We start from the raw sequence: 17,427 nt of genomic DNA on the forward strand, positions 1-17,427 counted from the left end.
ACCCTTTGCCGAATGTTATAATCCTGTTCCAACACATTTCCCCTATCGCCTTATGAAACTCAATCCCCAACAACAAGCCGCTGTAAATTATTTGGGCGGGCCGCTTTTGGTTCTGGCCGGTGCAGGCAGCGGCAAAACCGGTGTGATTACGCAAAAAATCAAGCACTTGCTGGTTAACATCGGTTATGCCGGCCACCAGGTGGCAGCGATTACCTTTACCAACAAGGCGGCGAAGGAAATGCAGGAACGCGTGGCGAAAATGCTGCCCAAATCGAAAACGCGCGGGCTGACGATTTGTACCTTTCACTCTTTAGGCATGCGGATTTTGCGTGAAGAAGCGGCGCAAATCGGTTACAAGAAAAACTTTTCCATCTTGGACGGTACCGACAGTGCCAAAATCATCGGGGAGCTTTTGGGCGGAACGGGCAAAGAAGCCGTATTCAAAGCGCAACACCAAATCTCGCTGTGGAAAAACAACCTGCAAACGCCTGAAATCGCTTTTCAGACGGCCTCAAACGAATGGGAAAAGCAGACCGCGCAAATTTATGCCGGTTATCAAGCCACTTTTGAAAGCTATCAGGCCGTGGATTTTGACGACCTGATCCGCCTGCCCGCGCTTTTATTGCAGCAAAACAGCGAAGTGCGCCAAAAATGGCAGCTGCGTTTGCGTTATTTGTTGGTCGATGAATGCCAAGACACCAACACCTGCCAATTCACGCTGATGAAGCTGCTCACCGGCGCGGAAGGCATGTTCACCGCCGTGGGCGACGACGACCAGTCGATTTACGCCTGGCGCGGCGCCAACATGGAAAACCTGCGCCAAATGCAGCAGGATTATCCGCAAATGAAGGTGATCAAGCTTGAGCAAAATTACCGCTCCACCGCACGGATTTTGAAAATCGCCAACAAAGTGATTGAAAACAATCCGAAATTGTTCCAAAAAACCTTATGGTCGCAATTCGGCATGGGCGAAGTGGTGAAAGTGGTGGCGTGTCAAAACGAGCAGCATGAAGCCGAATGGGTGGTCAGCCAAATCGTGAAGCAAAAAGTGGTGGCGGGCGACAAAGCCAAATATGCCGATTTTGCCGTGCTTTATCGCGGCAACCATCAGGCACGTGTGTTTGAAGAAGCCCTACGCAGCGCGCGCGTGCCCTACCAGCTTTCCGGCGGACAAAGCTTTTTCGACAAAGCCGAGATTAAAGACGTATTGGCCTACATCCGCCTGATTGCCAATCCGGCCGACGACCCTGCATTTTTACGCGCCGTAACCACGCCCAAACGCGGCATCGGTGACGTGACGCTGGGCAAACTCAATACCTACGCTCACGAACACGAGTGCAGCCTATACGAAGCCGCCCAAACCGAAGCAGCCTTAGCCCTGCTCAACACCGCCAACCGCGAGCATTTGCAAGCATTTATGCACATGATGGAAGCCTACCGCAACCGTGCCGAAGTAGCCGAAGCCGGCGAACTCATCACCAGCCTGCTGGAAGAAATCGGCTATGAAAACCATCTGCTGCTTAGCGAAGAAGGCAAAGCCGGTGAAATCAAATGGCGCAACGTTAACGATTTGACTTCATGGCTGCAGCGCAAAGGCGATGAAGACGGCAAAAACATCATCGAAATCGCGCAAACCATCACGCTGATGACGCTTTTGGAAGGTAAAGGCGAAGAAGAAAACGACACAGTCAAACTCTCTACCCTGCACGCTTCCAAAGGCTTGGAATATCCTTATGTATTTTTGGTCGGATGCGAAGAGGGTATTTTGCCACACGCCGACAGCATCGAAGAAAGCAATGTCGAAGAAGAACGCCGCCTGATGTATGTCGGCATCACCCGCGCCAAACGCCAACTGACCCTAACCCACTGCATCAAGCGTAAACGGCAAGGCACATGGCAATTTCCCGAGCCGAGCCGGTTTATCGGCGAAATGCCGCAGGAAGATTTGAAAATTTTAGGCCGTCAAGGCGGCGAACCGATTGTCAGTAAAGAAGAAGGCAAAAGCCATTTGGCCAATTTGCGTGCGATGATTGCCGCAAAAAATAAGGGCGAACTTTGAGGCCGTCTGAAAATCTATTTTCAGAAGGCCTGAGACCTTTGCAAAACTCCCTGAAAAGCCACTGTACAAAGAACCGACGTCATTCCTGCGCAGGCGGGAATCCATCTTAAAATTTTAGAAACTTATTTTATTCAATAGCTTACCATGATCGAAAATGGACTCCCGCTTATGCGGAAATGACGGTTGTTTTGGTTTTTATGGGTGATTTATGAGGTTTTGCAAAGGTCTCGGCCTTTAAATATAAGGGTGTGTGGCGATAGCCGCGCACGCGGTAGCAAAAATTCAAATAACGCGTGCGTGCCCAAGGGCACACACATCTTTAAAATCCTTCTGAATATTATTAACCAATTGGATATATTGCCACCTATTGATTTTTAGTCGAATTAGGTCTTTTCTCTCTTCAACTTCTCCTATAGATAAAATTTTTACATTTAAGAAAGAAGTTTCATGCCAAAGAGAAGGGCGAGAAATAAGCCTATGTCTATAATCTCCCCAACCAATACTCAAATAAGAGTCTAAACTATAGTTTTGGCAATAGCTTTTATATTCTAAAAATCCATTCCAATCATATACATAATTTTTTATTGGAACCAATATATCTGAATGCCAACCATCACTTGAAATAATAATTTCATTATTTTGATTATTATGCTGTTCAGCTTCAATTTTTTATTATCAAATATAGTAATAAGATTTTCATAACTACCGGAAAATGGCCTGAACATAAACCAAGACAAAATTACCAACATTATCAATACTATTTTTTGTTTACGTTTTCTTAAACTCACTCCGCCCCAAACAACAACCCTTCCTTAATCCCCCGAATCTTATCCCTTAACACCGCCGCTTCTTCAAACTGCAAATCCCTCGCCGCCTGCTGCATTTGTTTCTCCAACCGCGCGATTTCTTTAATTGCGTCTTCTTCGGTGTGGATTTCGCCCACTTTCACTTTGCCCTTGCCTTTCAGACGGCCTTTGCCGCTGCCTGCGTCGTCGTGGTACACGCCGTCGATAATGTCTTTTACTTTTTTATTGATCTGCTGCGGCACGATGCCGTGTTCTTGGTTGAATTTCATCTGTTTTTCGCGGCGGCGTTCGGTTTCGTCGATGGCGGCTTTCATCGAATCGGTGATTTTGTCGGCGTAGAGTATGGCGACGCCGTTTACGTTGCGGGCGGCGCGGCCTATGGTTTGGATCAGGCTTCGGTGGCTGCGCAGAAAGCCTTCTTTGTCGGCATCGAGTATGGCCACCAGCGATACTTCGGGGATATCCAAACCTTCGCGCAGAAGGTTGATGCCGACGAGTACGTCAAAGAGGCCGAGGCGCAAATCGCGGATGATTTCGACGCGCTCGACGGTGTCGATGTCGCTGTGCAGATAGCGTACTTTTACGCCCAGTTCGCTGTAATAATCGGTGAGCTGTTCAGCCATGTGTTTGGTGAGCGTGGTAACGAGCACGCGCTCGCCTTTGCCGATGCGCTCGTTGATTTCGCTTAATAAATCGTCCACTTGGGTGGCGACGGGGCGGATGATGATTTGCGGGTCGACCAAGCCGGTGGGGCGGACGACTTGCTCGACCACTTGGCCGGCGTGCTCTTCTTCGTATTTGGCGGGGGTGGCGGAAACGAAGATGGTTTGCGGCATGATTTTTTCAAATTCGTGGAATTTGAGCGGGCGGTTGTCGCGCGCGGAAGGCAGGCGGAAGCCGTAGTCGACCAGGTTTTGTTTGCGGCTGGCGTCGCCTTTATACATACCGCCGATTTGGGTAACGGTAACGTGGCTTTCGTCGATAAACATGATGGCGTTATCGGGCAGGTAATCCATCAGGGTAGGCGGCGGTTCGCCTTCTTTTTTGCCGGAAAAGTGGCGCGAGTAGTTTTCGATGCCTTTGCAGAAGCCCATTTCATAAAGCATTTCGAGGTCGAAGCGGGTGCGCTGCTCGATGCGTTGGGTTTCTACGGGGCGGTTTTCTTGGGTGAAAAAAGCGATACGTTCGCGCAGTTCTTCTTTAATCGATTCGCAGGCGCGCAAAACGGTGTCGCGCGGGGTAACGTAGTGGCTGCTGGGGAACACGGTGTAGCGGCCGACGCGTTGCAGGCTGCCGCCGGTGAGCGGGTCGAAGAGGTCGAGGCGGTCGATTTCGTCGTCAAACAGGCTGATGCGCAGGGCGTTGTCGGAGCTTTCAGCGGGGTAAACGTCGATTACGTCGCCGCGCACGCGGAACGAGCCGCGCTTGAAATCCATTTCGCCGCGCTCGTATTGCATGGAAACGAGGGTGGAAATGATGTCGCGCTGGCTAAGCGTGTCGCCTTCTTTTACCGACAGCACCATTTGTTGGTATTCGGTGGGGTCGCCGATGCCGTAAATGGCGGAAACGGTGGCAACGATAATCACGTCGTTGCGCGTCATCAGGTTTTTGGTGGCGGAAAGCCGCATCTGCTCGATGTGTTCGTTAATCGCCGAATCTTTTTCGATAAACAGATCGCGGCTGGGCACATAGGCCTCGGGCTGGTAGTAGTCGTAGTAAGACACGAAATATTCCACCGCGTTTTCGGGGAAAAACTCGCGCATCTCGGCATAAAGCTGCGCCGCCAGCGTTTTGTTGTGCGCCATGATGATGGCGGGTCGGCCGCTCTGCGCAATCACGTTGGCCATGGTATAGGTTTTGCCGGAGCCGGTTACGCCAAGCAGGGTTTGGTAAGATAAGCCGTCTTCCAAACCTTCGAGCAGGGCGGCGATGGCGGTGGGCTGGTCGCCGGCGGGCGGGAAGGGCTGGTGCAGTTTGAAAGGGGAATTTTCGTATTGGATGACTTGCATTTCAGACGGCCTCGGCATATTTTGAGAACGCATCATTATAGCAAAAAGGCCGTCTGAATAATGCTCGAAATTAAGGACAAAAGGCAACGGATATTAATCAATTAACCATAAAATTCCCTTATTGTTTGCCAAGTGATTGGCGCGGTTGCAGCAGCCGGCGTATTGTATTGCATCGCTTCAGGCAAAGCAGGTTTTGACGCGGCGGCTTCAGGCTTCGTATTATCGAACGACGAAGAATAATTTTAACGGGGCGATGCCCGTGGTTATCACCCATACAGCCGCATGAAAGTGCGGCTGTATTTTTTTCAGACGGCCTATTACAATAGCGGCTGATATTCTCCGATAAACAGAAAGCAGATATGCAAACCTTATCCTTCCAAGCAAACATCGCCGAGCGCATGCTCATCGGCACTGAAAACGAAACCATCCACCCTGATGCGCAATTTATCGAAACGGCCAACGGCTATTGGATTGCTTGGCACGAAGGCCTCGCCGCCCTCTTAGCGCCCGATACCCCGCCCGATATTCCGTGTTTCTGGGTAGAAGGTGCCGACAGCTTGGACGAACTGGTGGCTTTGGTCGAAAACGGTGAATTTAACGAAGTGGAAGAATTTGACGGCGACGACGATGCTTGGCACGAGGCAGTGGTCGGTTACGGCAGCCATGACCACGATGACCATTGCGGGTGCCCAAAGTGATGAAACTCAATACCCTGATTTTGCCGCTCATCGTATCGTTTGCCTTGAGCGGTTGCGTAGTAGGTGCGGCTGCCGATTTAGCAGCCACTACTGTTCTGACAGCTGGAAAATTGGCAGTCAAAGGCACTGGCGCATTGATTGACGCGGCCATCCCCGATGGTGATGACGACGATAAAAAAGAACAGAAAAAATCGCGCAAAGAAAAGCGGAAAGAAAAAGTTGCCGAGCAGCCGGCTTATCGCCAGCCGCAAAGCAGCCCTTATCCTTATCAGTCGAATACACCGACTGTTTACCAAACAAACCATCCGGCACAAACCGCACCACAGCCACGCTACATCACCATTGATGAATACGGCAATACCCGCGAAACAACGGCACCTTATGCTATTCAGCAGCCAAGCTATACGGTTGAGCAGGAATATTAATTCGCGATAATTGAGATAGGCAAGCTTTCGAGCAGCGCACAGCAAAGAAATGTGCCCCAAATAGGGATTTTGCAAAGGCCTCAGCCTTTTGATTTTATAGATAAACGCGTTCCATCTTATAACATAATATTCTGATTATCATATAAAAAAGCCGCCTGAAATCAGTTTCAGACAGCCTTGGTTGATCATCTATCAATCAGCATTAAGCGGCAAAGCGTTTCGCCACTTCATCCCAATTTACGATTTCCCAGAAACCTTTCAGGTAGTTAGGACGGCTGTTGCGGTAGTCGATGTAGTAAGCATGTTCCCAAACGTCGCAAGTCAGTAATGGGGTGTTTTCAGTGGTCAGCGGCGTAGCTGCGTTAGAAGTCGATACCAAATCCAACTCACCCGCAGGGGTTTTCACCAACCAAGCCCAGCCCGAACCAAACGTACCGGCTGCGCAAGCGTTGAATGCCTCTTGGAATGCTTCAAAGCTGCCCCACTTGGCATCAATGGCCGCAGCCAATTCGCCTACAGGCTTTTGTCGGCCTTTAGGTGTGAAGCCCAGCCAGTAGAAAGTGTGGTTCCAAGTTTGGGCTGCGTTGTTAAACACGCCGCCTGAAGATTTTTTCACGATTTCTTCCAAAGGCATTTCTTCAAATTCAGTGCCTTTGATTTGGTTGTTCAGATTGGTGATGTAGGTTTGATGGTGTTTGCCGTAGTGGTATTCCAGCGTTTCTTTAGACAAATGTGGCTCCAGAGCGTCCAAAGCGTATGGCAATTCAGGCAGTTTGTGTTCCATATTGATACTCCTATTTATTGATATATGAATTATCTTTTGGTCGTGTGTATTACCCTTTACAAGGTAACGTCCCTTATTCTACCCGTCTCGGCTTTAAAAAACCAATTAAACTTATACTACGATATAATAGCAGTCTCTTATTCAAAGCACTTTTTGGGGATAAAACGCCATGAACGATTATCTTGACATGCCGTCTGAAGACCGCGAAGTCACGGCTTTGGCCTTGCCGCCGCATTCGATGGAAGCCGAGCAATCGGTTTTGGGCGGCCTGCTGTTGGAAAACGCAGCATGGGACAGAATCGCAGATGTTGTCACCGGCGAAGACTTCTATCGTCACGAGCACCGCCTGATTTTCCGCGCCATCGCCATGCTGGTGAACGAAAGCCGCCCGGCCGACGTCATTACCGTGCAGGAAGCCTTAGAACGCAATGACGAACTGGAAGCAGCAGGCGGCTTCAATTACCTGATTACTTTGGCGCAAAACACCCCTTCTGCCGCCAATATCCGCCGCTACGCCGAAATCGTGCGCGAACGCTCCATCATGCGCCAATTGGCCGAAGTAGGTACCGAAATCGCCCGCAGCGCTTATAATCCCCAAGGCCGTACCGCCGACCAGCTTTTAGACGAAGCTGAAAACAAAGTGTTCCAAATCGCTGAAAGCACCGCCAAATCCAAGCAAGGCTTTTTAAGTATGCCTGATGTGTTGGACGAAGTGGTTGCCAAAATCGACATGCTCTATTCGCGTGAGAATCCCGAAGAAGTTACCGGCATTTCCACCGGTTTTATCGATTTGGACAAAAAAACTTCCGGCCTGCAACCGGGCGATCTGATTATCGTCGCCGGCCGCCCGTCTATGGGTAAAACCGCATTTTCCATCAATATTGCCGAACACGTTGCCGTGGAAGCACAATTACCCGTTGCCGTCTTTTCGATGGAAATGGGCGCCGCGCAATTGGTGATGCGCGTATTAAGCTCCGTCGGCCGCGTCGATCAACAGGTTTTAAAAACCGGCAACCTGCAAGACCAGCATTGGCTTAATTTCAACGAAGCTGTGATTAAGCTTACCAACGCGCCGATGTATATCGACGAAACGCCTGGTTTGACCGCACTTGAGCTGCGCGCCCGCGCCCGCCGCTTAGCGCGCCAGTTTAACGGCAAACTGGGCTTGATTGTGATCGACTACCTGCAATTGATGTCCGGCTCCGGCCGATCCGACAACCGCGCATCCGAATTGGGCGAAATCTCCCGCTCGCTCAAAGCCTTGGCCAAAGAATTGCAAGTGCCTGTGATTGCACTGTCGCAGCTGAGCCGTACCGTCGAGCAACGCACCGACAAACGCCCGATGATGTCCGACTTGCGTGAATCCGGTGCCATCGAGCAGGATGCCGACTTGATTATGTTTATGTATCGCGACGAATACTACAACCCTGAATCGCCACTTAAAGGCTTGGCAGAATGTATTATCGGCAAACACCGTAATGGTCCGACAGGCAAAGTCCACCTGACTTGGATGGGGCAATTCACCAAATTTGACAACGCTGCCTATGTTCCCGAATCCGCATTGATGGAAGATTGAGACAGATTCTCCCGCCAAACTAAGCGTTTTTCATATTTTATTAGGCAATGCTTGGCAATATCGTTTAGAATGAAATACGCGTAACACGCATATAAACAAATATAAAATATAAAACCAAGCATTACCAACATTACCGATAAACTTCCGCCAAACTTACCGATACTCATGCACGCCAAACAAAAAGGTTTTACCCTTATCGAACTGCTGGTCGTGATTGCCATCATCGCAATCATGGCCGTCATCGCCCTTCCCAATATGAGCCAATGGATCGCATCGCGCCGCGTAGCCAGCAATGCGGAACAAATCGCCAATCTACTGCGCTTCGCCCGCAGCGAAGCCGTTCGCCTGAATCTTCCGGTTTATGTTTGTCCGGTTCAAATTAAAAAAGACGGCAAATCTAATGGTAGCTGTAACACAAGTTTCGGCAATCAAGGTTTGATGGCTTTTGCCGATTCGGATAAAAACAACCAATATGAACGCGCCAACGATATTCAATTGCGTGCCATCATCTTAAACAGCAAAGACAACGATCGCGTAAACCATAACTATTATGTCTACCCTTTTAGCGGCAGCAAAACGACCGATAGCACCGCGCGCTGGACTTTCCTACCTAACGGTAACTTTGTGCGTTGGAATAATTCACCTTCTGCGACAGATACTTTTCCTACACCTAGTGGTTACACTCAAATTATCTTAACCGATGCCCGCGCAAAGAGTGACGATGATAAAAAAAACCGCTCCAAAGTAGTGTTTATCGACGGCAGCGGGCGTGTAGAAATCTGCGCCAAATCCGACTCGCGTGATATTTGCCAATATTCCGAAAAATAACAATGATGAAAACAACGACATTACTCTTTTCTTCTCAGCAGCAAGGCCGTCTGAAAGTCAATCAACAAGGTATGACTTTGATTGAAGTCTTGATTTCCATGTTTGTTTTGGCCATCGGCATTCTTGCCTTACTCTCTGTACAGTTGCGTGCCGTTTCCAGCGTTCGTGAGGGCGAAACGCAAACCATCGTTTCTCAAATTACACAGAATTTAATTGAAGGCATGTTAATTAATCCGGTTTTATCGGCAGAAACAGATAGTTCAGGCGCAGAAACTGGACGAACGCTGAAATCTTATGACCATTACCTTACCAGCCCTAGTAAAAAAGTAAATGGAACATACAAAAGTAATGAGAAAATGACTAAGCAAGAGCTTGCAAATGCACAAATTGCATCATTTTCAACTGCTATATCGAATGCGCTTCCAGATGCACAACTTCACTTTGCCATTTGTCGAGATAATTCCGGTAATGAACCTACTTATGAAAGCTCATTCGATGCGAAATGTAGCGGTAATGGTGATACCGTCGTTAAAGTACTATGGCTAATCGATGCTGAAGAAGAACAAAACAACAGTGAGCTAAAAAGCTCAGGAAACTTTATTGTTTATACTCATCAGTCACGCGTTACGGAATAACAATGAAAAATAAACGCCCTACTTTTACTCACCCACCTAAAATGCAAGGCTTCAGCCTGATTGAATTTTTAGTCGCCAGCGCATTAAGCATGATTGTTCTAATGGCAGTTACTTCAACTTATTTTACTGCTCGCAATCTGAATAATGCAGCGACTTCACGTTTAAGCATTCAGCAAGACTTACGTAGCGCCGCTACTTTACTGAGCCGTGATGCGCGCATGGCGGGCAGCTTTGGTTGTTTCAATATGGCTAACTATGCAGATAGCACAGTCGTAGCTGATGATTCCAATGCATCTTTTTCCTTAAGCAACAATATCGTCAACGATAAAATGGTTCCGATTTCACAAGCTGAGGTGAATTATTCAGGTTTTTCTCCTGCCACTGCTAATAATGCATTAATCTTCCAATACGGAATAGATGCAACTGGCAGCAATGCCAATATCGCCAGTAGCTGTAACAGCATAGCTAAAAATAGCAGTATTACCGACTTAACGACTGCAAAATCAGCTTTAAAAATTACCAATAATGAAACGAATGGCGCTATTTCAACATTGCAACATGTCGTTTCTGCTTATGCTGTGGGTTCTTTTAATAATCAAACAGGCCTCTATCGTTTCCAACTGAATCATGAAACTGGCAACTGGGGTGATCCACAGCTTTTAATGAAAGATGTTCAATCAATGAATATCAATTATTTTTATATAGATAATACCGACAATTGCCGTAATCTGGCTGCTTCTACCACCAGCCAAGAAACCTTTACACGTGAAGATACCTTACGGACAAATACAACTTCCTCTACGGATGGAACTACCCCCGCATTGATTCAAATACAATTGGGTACCGACAATGCCACTGCCTATAATATTGAAGCTTCAGTAAGAGGAGGCAACGTATGCGAAAATCACGCCATTTAAATAATTTTGCACCCCAGCCTTCCCAGCATGGTTATGCTCTTTTCATCGTATTGATGATTATGATCGTTATTGCTCTTCTGGTAGTAACGGCTGTGCAATCATACAATACTGAACAACGAATCAGCACAAATGAGGCCGATAGAAAGTTAGCGCTTAGTTTAGCTGAAGCAGCTTTACAAAAAGGCGAAAATAAAATTTTAGAGTTTGATGATAAAAAAGTTACTTTTAAAGCTAATTGTCTCGGTATGATTGGTGACGAAGAAACACAAGGGCTCTGTGCAACACCCGATGCTGTGGTTCCAACAGAAAGCAGCAATGCGATAGAAGTAGAAAGCTCGACAGGCAATGCATGGGAACGCATGGCCGACAAAAAACTGTATATTGACGAAAACGGCCAACCCGTCGATGATATTCAAGCTGAAAATGTCAGCAAAACACCTGTGTATATCATAGAATACATCAGCACTAATCCTTCTCAAGGCAGCACCATTTACCGTGTTACTGCCAAAGCATGGGGTAAAAACAATAATACTGTCGTTATGCTTCAGTCTTACGTAGCGAATGAATAATATGAGAAATAATCAAGGCTTTACCTTAATTGAATTGATGATTGCCGTTGCCATTATCGGTATTTTGGCAACCATTGCCCTGCCTTCTTACAATCGTTATATTGAAAGAGGGTATTTAACTCAAGCCCATACAGATTTGATCGGTGTAAATAACCAAATTAAAACCAAACTGGTTAAAAACCCGTCATTGGATCTCTCAGCAGAACTAGCGGCTTTTAAAGACGACCCCAAAAGTTATGGCGTTGATGATGAATTAGTTAAGCGATATGAATTTGATGGAAGCTTGGAAGATAAAGGTAAAAGCCGCCGTTACAATCTTTCAGCCAGCCCTACATATAGTGGCTATACATTATCAGTTCGAATGGATAGCTTAGGTAATGCTGAAAAATGTAAGCAGCCTGACTTTTCTGATTGCGAGGCTATTTCAAATAAAAAATAATAAATAAACACTAAAGGCCGTCTGAAATAATTTCAGACGGCCTAATTTCACAATTTTCACTTCTCAAACTCCCTATTTAGCTAACTTATCCATTGAATTACCTTTGTTTGAAAAGCTCAATAAATCCTATCAAAATCAAAGAATAAAACCAGTAAACAATAAAAAGCCCGCAAATCAATGCGGGCTTTTTTTATTTTAAAATCTTAGCGTTTTTTACCGGTCACGGCAGCAACAGCCAAGTTTTCATCACGTTTCAGAGAAACGCTTTCAACGCCTTCTGGGAATTTGATGTCTGACAAGTGCAAAATGTCACCAGCCACAACAGAAGCGCAATCCAACTCCAAGAATGCAGGAATATCTTTAGGCAAAGCGTAAACTTCTACTGAAGTGTTCAACAAAGAAACACGGCCACCTTGCAATTTGATTGCTTGAGAGTTTTCAGCGTTAACCACGTGCAATGGTACACGGATGCGGATTTTTTGATCAGCTTTAACAGCTTGGAAGTCGATGTGTTGAACTTGTTGACGGAATGGGTGCATTTGGAAATCACGAACGATAACGTCTTGGGTTTTACCGTCCAAGGTCAATTTAATCAAAGCGGTGTGGAAAGATTCTTTTTCCAACGCGTAGTACATGGTTTTGTGGTCTACTGCAATTGCCACAGCATCTTGGCCTTCACCGTACAAGATAGCAGGAATCTGACCTTCGCGACGCAGGCGGCGGCTCGCACCAGTGCCTTGATCTTCACGAACAGTAGCTTGAATTTCGTATGACATAATAAAATACTCCAATTAGATTAAAAATATCGTCATCGGCCGCGACCAGCTTAAGACGATTGAGCTTATGGCAGCAAAATGCCGCCAAAGGTTGTGGTCACTTCTTCATTGAAAAGATAGGACACAGATTCTTCATTGCTGATACGGCGAACCGTTTCAGCCAACAAGCCGGCAATAGTTACTTGACGGATGCGATCGCAATTTTTCGCTGCTTCCGACAAAGGAATAGTATCGGTTACCACCACCTGATCAATATCAGATGATGAAATACGCTCTACGGCAGCGCCGGAGAATACTGGATGCGTTGCATAAGCCAACACACGCTCAGCACCGCGCTCTTTCAACGCAGAGGCTGCTTTACATAAGGTATTGGCGGTATCAATCATATCGTCAATAATCAAACAAGTACGGCCTTGGATATCACCAATAATGTTCATTACTTCGGCAACATTGGCTTTGGGGCGGCGTTTATCGATAATCGCCAAGTCCACATTCAACGCTTTGGCTACTGCACGGGCACGCACCACACCACCGATATCAGGGCTGACAACAGTCAGGTTTTCGATGCGTTGCTGAGCAATATCATTCAGCAAAACCGGCGTAGCATAAATATTGTCAACTGGAATATCAAAAAAGCCCTGAATTTGGTCGGCATGTAAATCGACGGTCAACACACGGTCGATCCCGGCTGAATACAGCATATTGGCAACCAATTTAGCCGAAATCGGCACACGGACCGAACGCGGACGGCGGTCTTGGCGTGCATAGCCGAAATAAGGAATGGCGGCAGTAATACGACCGGCAGATGCACGTTTCAAAGCATCAGCCATGGTTAGAATTTCCATCAGATTGTCATTGGTTGGCGCACAAGTAGGCTGCAAAATGAAGACATCGCGACCGCGTACATTTTCCAATAATTCAATGGCAACTTCACCATCAGAGAATTTGCTTACATTCGCCTCGCCCAAGGAAATATCCAGGTGATTCACAACACGTTGGGCTAAATCGGGATTGGCATTACCGGTAAATACCATCAAACTATCATATGCGGCCATATCATTTTCACCTGATTTTGTATTCAAACATTGCTCAGAAAACATCTTGCTTTCCTCTGCGTCTGCACCTTGACGTTAAGGTTAATATTATACGCACAATAGCGCGTAAACCCAAGAATTCAGCAGATAAATTCGTCAATTTACAACATAAAAAAAGCGTGTAAGAAAACTTACACGCTTTTATTTGGCTGGGGAGGAAGGATTCGAACCTTCGCATGCTGGAATCAAAATCCAGTGTCTTAACCGCTTGACGACTCCCCAACAAAGTGTGGGTGGCTGGGGAGGAAGGATTCGAACCTTCGCATGCTGGAATCAAAATCCAGTGTCTTAACCGCTTGACGACTCCCCAACTGGCTCACTTAATACATGAAATAAAGGATGAACAGCTAAGCCTTCAACACAATATGCTTCATATATTTTAGAAACTTGTCGGTATATGTTTTCTGCTTCTTGCTGATGCCGACAGGGTACAAACACACACGCACCGGAACCGGTCATTAATGCCTTACCATGCTTCGACATCACAAGATAAGCTTCCCAAACTTCAGGATATTCCTGAAACACCACCGCCTGCATATCATTGCGAAACGGCTCTAATGCTTGGAAAGCAGGGATTATGCTTGGTTTGGAATCGCGTGTCAAGTGCGGATGGGAAAAAATTTTGCCGGTCGCCACATGCACATCAGGCTTCACAATAACATACCATTGTTTTGGCACATCTATTTCGATTAATTTCTCACCGACACCGTGCGCAAATGCACTGCGCCCGAAGATAAAAAACGGCACATCCGCACCCAATGTGACGCCCAAATCAATCAGCTCTTGTTCGCTTAGCCCGCATTGCCATAATCGGTTCAAAGCCAGCAGAACTGTTGCCGCATCTGAGCTGCCGCCGCCCAATCCACCACCCATCGGAATCTTTTTTTCCAACCAAATATCCACACCACCGACAGATTGGGTATATTTTTTTAAGGCAGCAGCAGCACGATAGGCCAAATCCTGCTCTTGCGTCACCCCTTCGACAGGCGTATGCAGCACAATCCGGCCATCATCGCGCAAGGCCAGATAAACGGTATCATACAAACTAATGAGACAAAAAATACTTTCCAATTCGTGATAACCGTCTGCTCGGCGACCAGTAATGCGCAAATCCAAGTTTAATTTAGCCGGCGCCAAAAATGCTTGCGCATGCTGCGGAATATTCATACGGCCTCCTTAGCCACGGGCGGAGCATTGTTGCTGCTCAGTCGGCTCCGGCTGGGTATTCATTTCATCAAACACCAGCCGCACGCTTAATTTTGTGCTTTCCAATAACAATACGCGCGCTTGGCCGGCCTGATTGAGCGTTCGGCTGATGGTCCAATCGAATTGCTGCAAACGGCCGTCTGAAAGCAATTGATATGGCGCATCGGCGACACGTTTACCATTCGCCCAAATGTGCAGATATTGCACCGGCAGTTCATAACCCAACAGCTGCCGGCTTAATTGTGCGGCAGTTTGCGCGTGATAGATCTGCCCTTTATTGTCAACTGCCAATACCCCTTGCTTATCTTGACACAATTGGCCGACCGTATTGCCCAACGGCGTATTCACGTTGATGGTTTGCACTTGATTCTGATACGCCCAATCAAAATTGGCATATGAGCCTTTGCCGTCCATTTTTACCGCCAAACGGCCTTCTGCGGTAAAGTCGCTTGTATTATCCGCTTGCAGCCAACCGTTTTGCTGCGGCATATTGGGTTGGGCACACGCTGCCAATACTAAGGCTGCCAAAGTAGAAACATATAATTTGAACTTCATTATTACTCCGAATTGCTTCAGTCAGGCCGTCTGAAAACGAATTACATTTTTCAGACGGCCTCGTATTATTTTGCTTTAGGTTTTGCTTTGTGCACAGGCTGCGCATTCGGTACCGCCACACCAAAGCGTTTCATGGTTGCTTTTAACAAGGCTTGGTCACCCTCTTGTTGCAAACCGTCCTGCCAAATTTGTTTGGCTTGCTCTTGCTGCCCCAGTTGCCACAACACTTCGCCCAAGTGCGATGCCACTTCCGCATCAGGATGCTCGCGATAAGCGTATTCCAAATACGGCAATGCCGCTGGCGCATCACCCTTCAGGTAATAAGCCCAGCCCAAGCTATCGTTAATCGCAGCAGATTCCGGCTCTAAATGATAGGCCGTCTGAATCAGTTTAAACGCCTCATCGAAATATTGTTTACCGTTAGGCATAATCAATAAAGTGTAACCCAATGCATTCATGCCGCTGGCGCTATTGGGATTCAAATCGTTATAGCGGCGCAAATCGGTAATGGCTTTTTCATGCTGGCCTAATTTTTCGTAAACCATCGCCCGCTGATACAGAACATCCGACAAACGCTCGGCGGCTTCCGGCTGTCTGGCGGCTTTGGCCATCATCTGATTTAGTTCTACCAACGCGGTTTGCGGTTTATCGCTTTGCACTAAGGCAAACAGATAAACACGCTGCAATTCCGCCGCACCAAAAAATCTGCCTTGCTGCTCAGGCAGCTTTTCTGCGCGGCGGGCTTCGGTTAAAGCCGCGGCCATATTGCCTTCTTCTGCTGCAATCGAAGCTTTCAACACCGCCTTATCAAACGCATATTCCGGCGCGCTGATTTTATTCACCCATTTTTTGGCATCGGCGTAATTTTTTACATCAGCATAACGCATGGCACCGATAATCCCCGCACGCCCTTGTTGCTCGCGCGTGCCGGTGTTGTAGGCTTTTTCCAAATAATTTTCGGTAACCGAAATGTCTTCTTTACGACTGGCCGACAATAAGGCCGCCTGAATATACAAATCCGCGTTCGGATTGACTGCCAATAATTGCTGCAGACGCGCATAGGCTTTATCCGGCTGCTGCGACGCAATCAAGCTGCTGATTTCCAGCTCCTGCCACACCGGCGACAATTCGGCGGTATTGGTTTCTTCAAAAAATCGGTTGAGCATTTTCGGCTGACGTTGTGCCACCAGACGCATGGTCAATAAAGTCGGTGGCAGAATTTCTGCGTCCAAATTAGCCAAACGCTGCATGGCTTCTACCGCATGGCGTTCATCACCTTCTTGCGCACTGAAAATCACATCCGCAATCGCCGCCTCCGGCATATCGGGATATTTTTTCGCCGCTTTATGCACTTCGCTGCCCACTTTTTCCGCCAAGCCTTGCTGCTGCACCGCCGCTTGCGCCAAGAGTAGGAAAATGCGCTGTGTTTGTTCTTCAGATGCATTTTGCAGCACATCACCCAAGCCGCTTAATTTTTGGTCGGCATTACCCATAAGCAAGTTACGTACCCAAGCCATTCGTTTTTGCGCGGCACTTGGCACCGGCTCAATTTCACGCCACTTCTGATAAATCATTTCAGCTTGCTCAAACGCATTGAGCGACACCGCCATTTCCAAGGCGCGCTCGGCGACTTCCGGAGATTTGGTACGGTTGAGCGACGCCATATACGTCGCCAGCGCTACACCGGCCTCACCTTTTTGCAGCGCCATCTCACCGCTTAATAAGGTAAACACGGTATTGGTCCGATCAATTACGGCCATGTGGCGCTGGCGCTCCAACTCACGCCCTTCAGGCGTGTAGCGGCTTTTTTTCTGAATCAGTTCTTTTATTTCTTTGGCCGCTTTCGGCTGGATTTTGATTTCGTTGGCGGCATAACTTTCGGCCGCAAACAACATCATTACCGCAGCAGCAACGGCGCGGAGACTGGAAGGGGCAAAAAACATAATCATTCCTTTACATCGCCGACTGTGTTCAGACGGCCTTCAGTTCAGGCATAACTTTATCACAAGCCGTCTGATTTGTAGATTTAAGCAACGGTAAACCTAATGTAA

At 47.5% G+C, this 17,427-nt stretch carries 17 protein-coding genes and 2 tRNA genes; 9 read left to right on the plus strand and 10 right to left on the minus strand.

Features of this window, described 5'->3' with window-relative positions; genetic code table 11:
- Positions 1-52: 52 nt before the first annotated feature.
- Positions 53-2,059 carry a DNA helicase Rep gene (rep, locus tag ACFPVS_RS04405; protein ID WP_123803902.1) on the plus strand — a complete coding sequence of 669 codons (2,007 nt, stop codon included), beginning with the start codon at positions 53-55 and terminating at the stop codon, positions 2,057-2,059.
- 282 nt (positions 2,060-2,341) lie between these two features.
- Here rep and ACFPVS_RS04410 read toward each other — a convergent pair whose 3' ends face one another.
- Positions 2,342-2,725, minus strand: a complete 384-nt coding sequence (locus tag ACFPVS_RS04410; protein ID WP_096294991.1) for a DUF2459 domain-containing protein — start codon at positions 2,723-2,725, stop codon at positions 2,342-2,344.
- A gap of 118 nt (positions 2,726-2,843) precedes the next feature.
- On the minus strand, positions 2,844-4,874 hold the full coding sequence (gene uvrB, locus ACFPVS_RS04415; RefSeq protein ID WP_123803940.1) for an excinuclease ABC subunit UvrB: 2,031 nt from the start codon (positions 4,872-4,874) through the stop codon (positions 2,844-2,846).
- Between the two features lie 359 nt (positions 4,875-5,233).
- Here uvrB and ACFPVS_RS04420 point away from each other — a divergent pair, with 359 nt between their 5' ends.
- Positions 5,234-5,572: a general secretion pathway protein GspG gene (locus ACFPVS_RS04420; RefSeq protein WP_096294989.1), complete on the plus strand. Its 339-nt coding sequence runs from the start codon at positions 5,234-5,236 to the stop codon at positions 5,570-5,572.
- A complete protein-coding gene (locus ACFPVS_RS04425) occupies positions 5,572-5,997 on the plus strand; it encodes an NF038104 family lipoprotein (protein WP_198345342.1) in 426 nt (141 codons plus the stop codon). The genes ACFPVS_RS04420 and ACFPVS_RS04425 overlap by 1 nt, the downstream gene beginning before the upstream one ends.
- A 202-nt stretch (positions 5,998-6,199) precedes the next feature.
- Here ACFPVS_RS04425 and ACFPVS_RS04430 read toward each other — a convergent pair whose 3' ends face one another.
- On the minus strand, positions 6,200-6,781 hold the full coding sequence (locus tag ACFPVS_RS04430) for a superoxide dismutase (protein WP_096294988.1): 582 nt from the start codon (positions 6,779-6,781) through the stop codon (positions 6,200-6,202).
- A gap of 169 nt (positions 6,782-6,950) precedes the next feature.
- Here ACFPVS_RS04430 and dnaB point away from each other — a divergent pair, with 169 nt between their 5' ends.
- From dnaB to ACFPVS_RS04460, 6 genes are all read left to right on the plus strand, one after another.
- Entirely contained in the window at positions 6,951-8,357 is a 1,407-nt protein-coding gene (dnaB, locus tag ACFPVS_RS04435; RefSeq protein ID WP_096294987.1) for a replicative DNA helicase, read from the plus strand.
- A gap of 165 nt (positions 8,358-8,522) precedes the next feature.
- Positions 8,523-9,185, plus strand: coding sequence for a GspH/FimT family pseudopilin (locus ACFPVS_RS04440; RefSeq protein ID WP_096294986.1), 663 nt, complete (start codon positions 8,523-8,525; stop codon positions 9,183-9,185).
- 2 nt (positions 9,186-9,187) lie between these two features.
- The gene (gene pilV, locus ACFPVS_RS04445; protein WP_378595442.1) at positions 9,188-9,820 is read left to right on the plus strand and encodes a type IV pilus modification protein PilV; all 633 of its coding nucleotides are present in this window, start codon (positions 9,188-9,190) and stop codon (positions 9,818-9,820) included.
- 2 nt (positions 9,821-9,822) lie between these two features.
- Positions 9,823-10,737: a PilW family protein gene (locus ACFPVS_RS04450; RefSeq protein WP_198345341.1), complete on the plus strand. Its 915-nt coding sequence runs from the start codon at positions 9,823-9,825 to the stop codon at positions 10,735-10,737.
- Positions 10,716-11,306: a pilus assembly PilX family protein gene (locus ACFPVS_RS04455; protein WP_096294985.1), complete on the plus strand. Its 591-nt coding sequence runs from the start codon at positions 10,716-10,718 to the stop codon at positions 11,304-11,306. The genes ACFPVS_RS04450 and ACFPVS_RS04455 overlap by 22 nt, the downstream gene beginning before the upstream one ends.
- Position 11,307: 1 nt before the next feature.
- Entirely contained in the window at positions 11,308-11,745 is a 438-nt protein-coding gene (locus tag ACFPVS_RS04460) for a type IV pilin protein (RefSeq protein ID WP_158608754.1), read from the plus strand.
- Between the two features lie 203 nt (positions 11,746-11,948).
- On the opposite strand, the gene ACFPVS_RS04465 is transcribed toward ACFPVS_RS04460, so the two are convergent.
- The 7 genes from ACFPVS_RS04465 to ACFPVS_RS04495 form a co-directional block, all read right to left on the minus strand.
- Positions 11,949-12,521, minus strand: coding sequence for a 50S ribosomal protein L25/general stress protein Ctc (locus ACFPVS_RS04465; RefSeq protein ID WP_096294983.1), 573 nt, complete (start codon positions 12,519-12,521; stop codon positions 11,949-11,951).
- 65 nt (positions 12,522-12,586) lie between these two features.
- Complete coding sequence (locus ACFPVS_RS04470; protein WP_096296094.1) at positions 12,587-13,576, minus strand: ribose-phosphate pyrophosphokinase; 990 nt, start codon at positions 13,574-13,576, stop codon at positions 12,587-12,589.
- 185 nt (positions 13,577-13,761) lie between these two features.
- Positions 13,762-13,837 (minus strand) — tRNA-Gln (locus ACFPVS_RS04475).
- A 12-nt stretch (positions 13,838-13,849) separates the two neighbouring features.
- A tRNA-Gln gene (locus ACFPVS_RS04480) sits at positions 13,850-13,925 on the minus strand.
- On the minus strand, positions 13,904-14,782 hold the full coding sequence (gene ispE / locus ACFPVS_RS04485) for a 4-(cytidine 5'-diphospho)-2-C-methyl-D-erythritol kinase (protein ID WP_378595443.1): 879 nt from the start codon (positions 14,780-14,782) through the stop codon (positions 13,904-13,906). Before ispE ends, ACFPVS_RS04480 begins: the two co-directional genes overlap by 22 nt.
- Before the next feature lie 9 nt (positions 14,783-14,791).
- Positions 14,792-15,376 (minus strand): lipoprotein insertase outer membrane protein LolB, encoded by a 585-nt coding sequence (lolB, locus tag ACFPVS_RS04490; protein ID WP_096294982.1) that lies wholly within the window; start codon positions 15,374-15,376, stop codon positions 14,792-14,794.
- Between the two features lie 65 nt (positions 15,377-15,441).
- Entirely contained in the window at positions 15,442-17,319 is a 1,878-nt protein-coding gene (locus tag ACFPVS_RS04495; protein WP_096294981.1) for a tetratricopeptide repeat protein, read from the minus strand.
- Positions 17,320-17,427 lie beyond the last annotated feature (108 nt).

The organism is Neisseria weixii (assembly GCF_042658245.1).
In the GTDB taxonomy this organism is placed as follows: domain Bacteria; phylum Pseudomonadota; class Gammaproteobacteria; order Burkholderiales; family Neisseriaceae; genus Neisseria; species Neisseria weixii.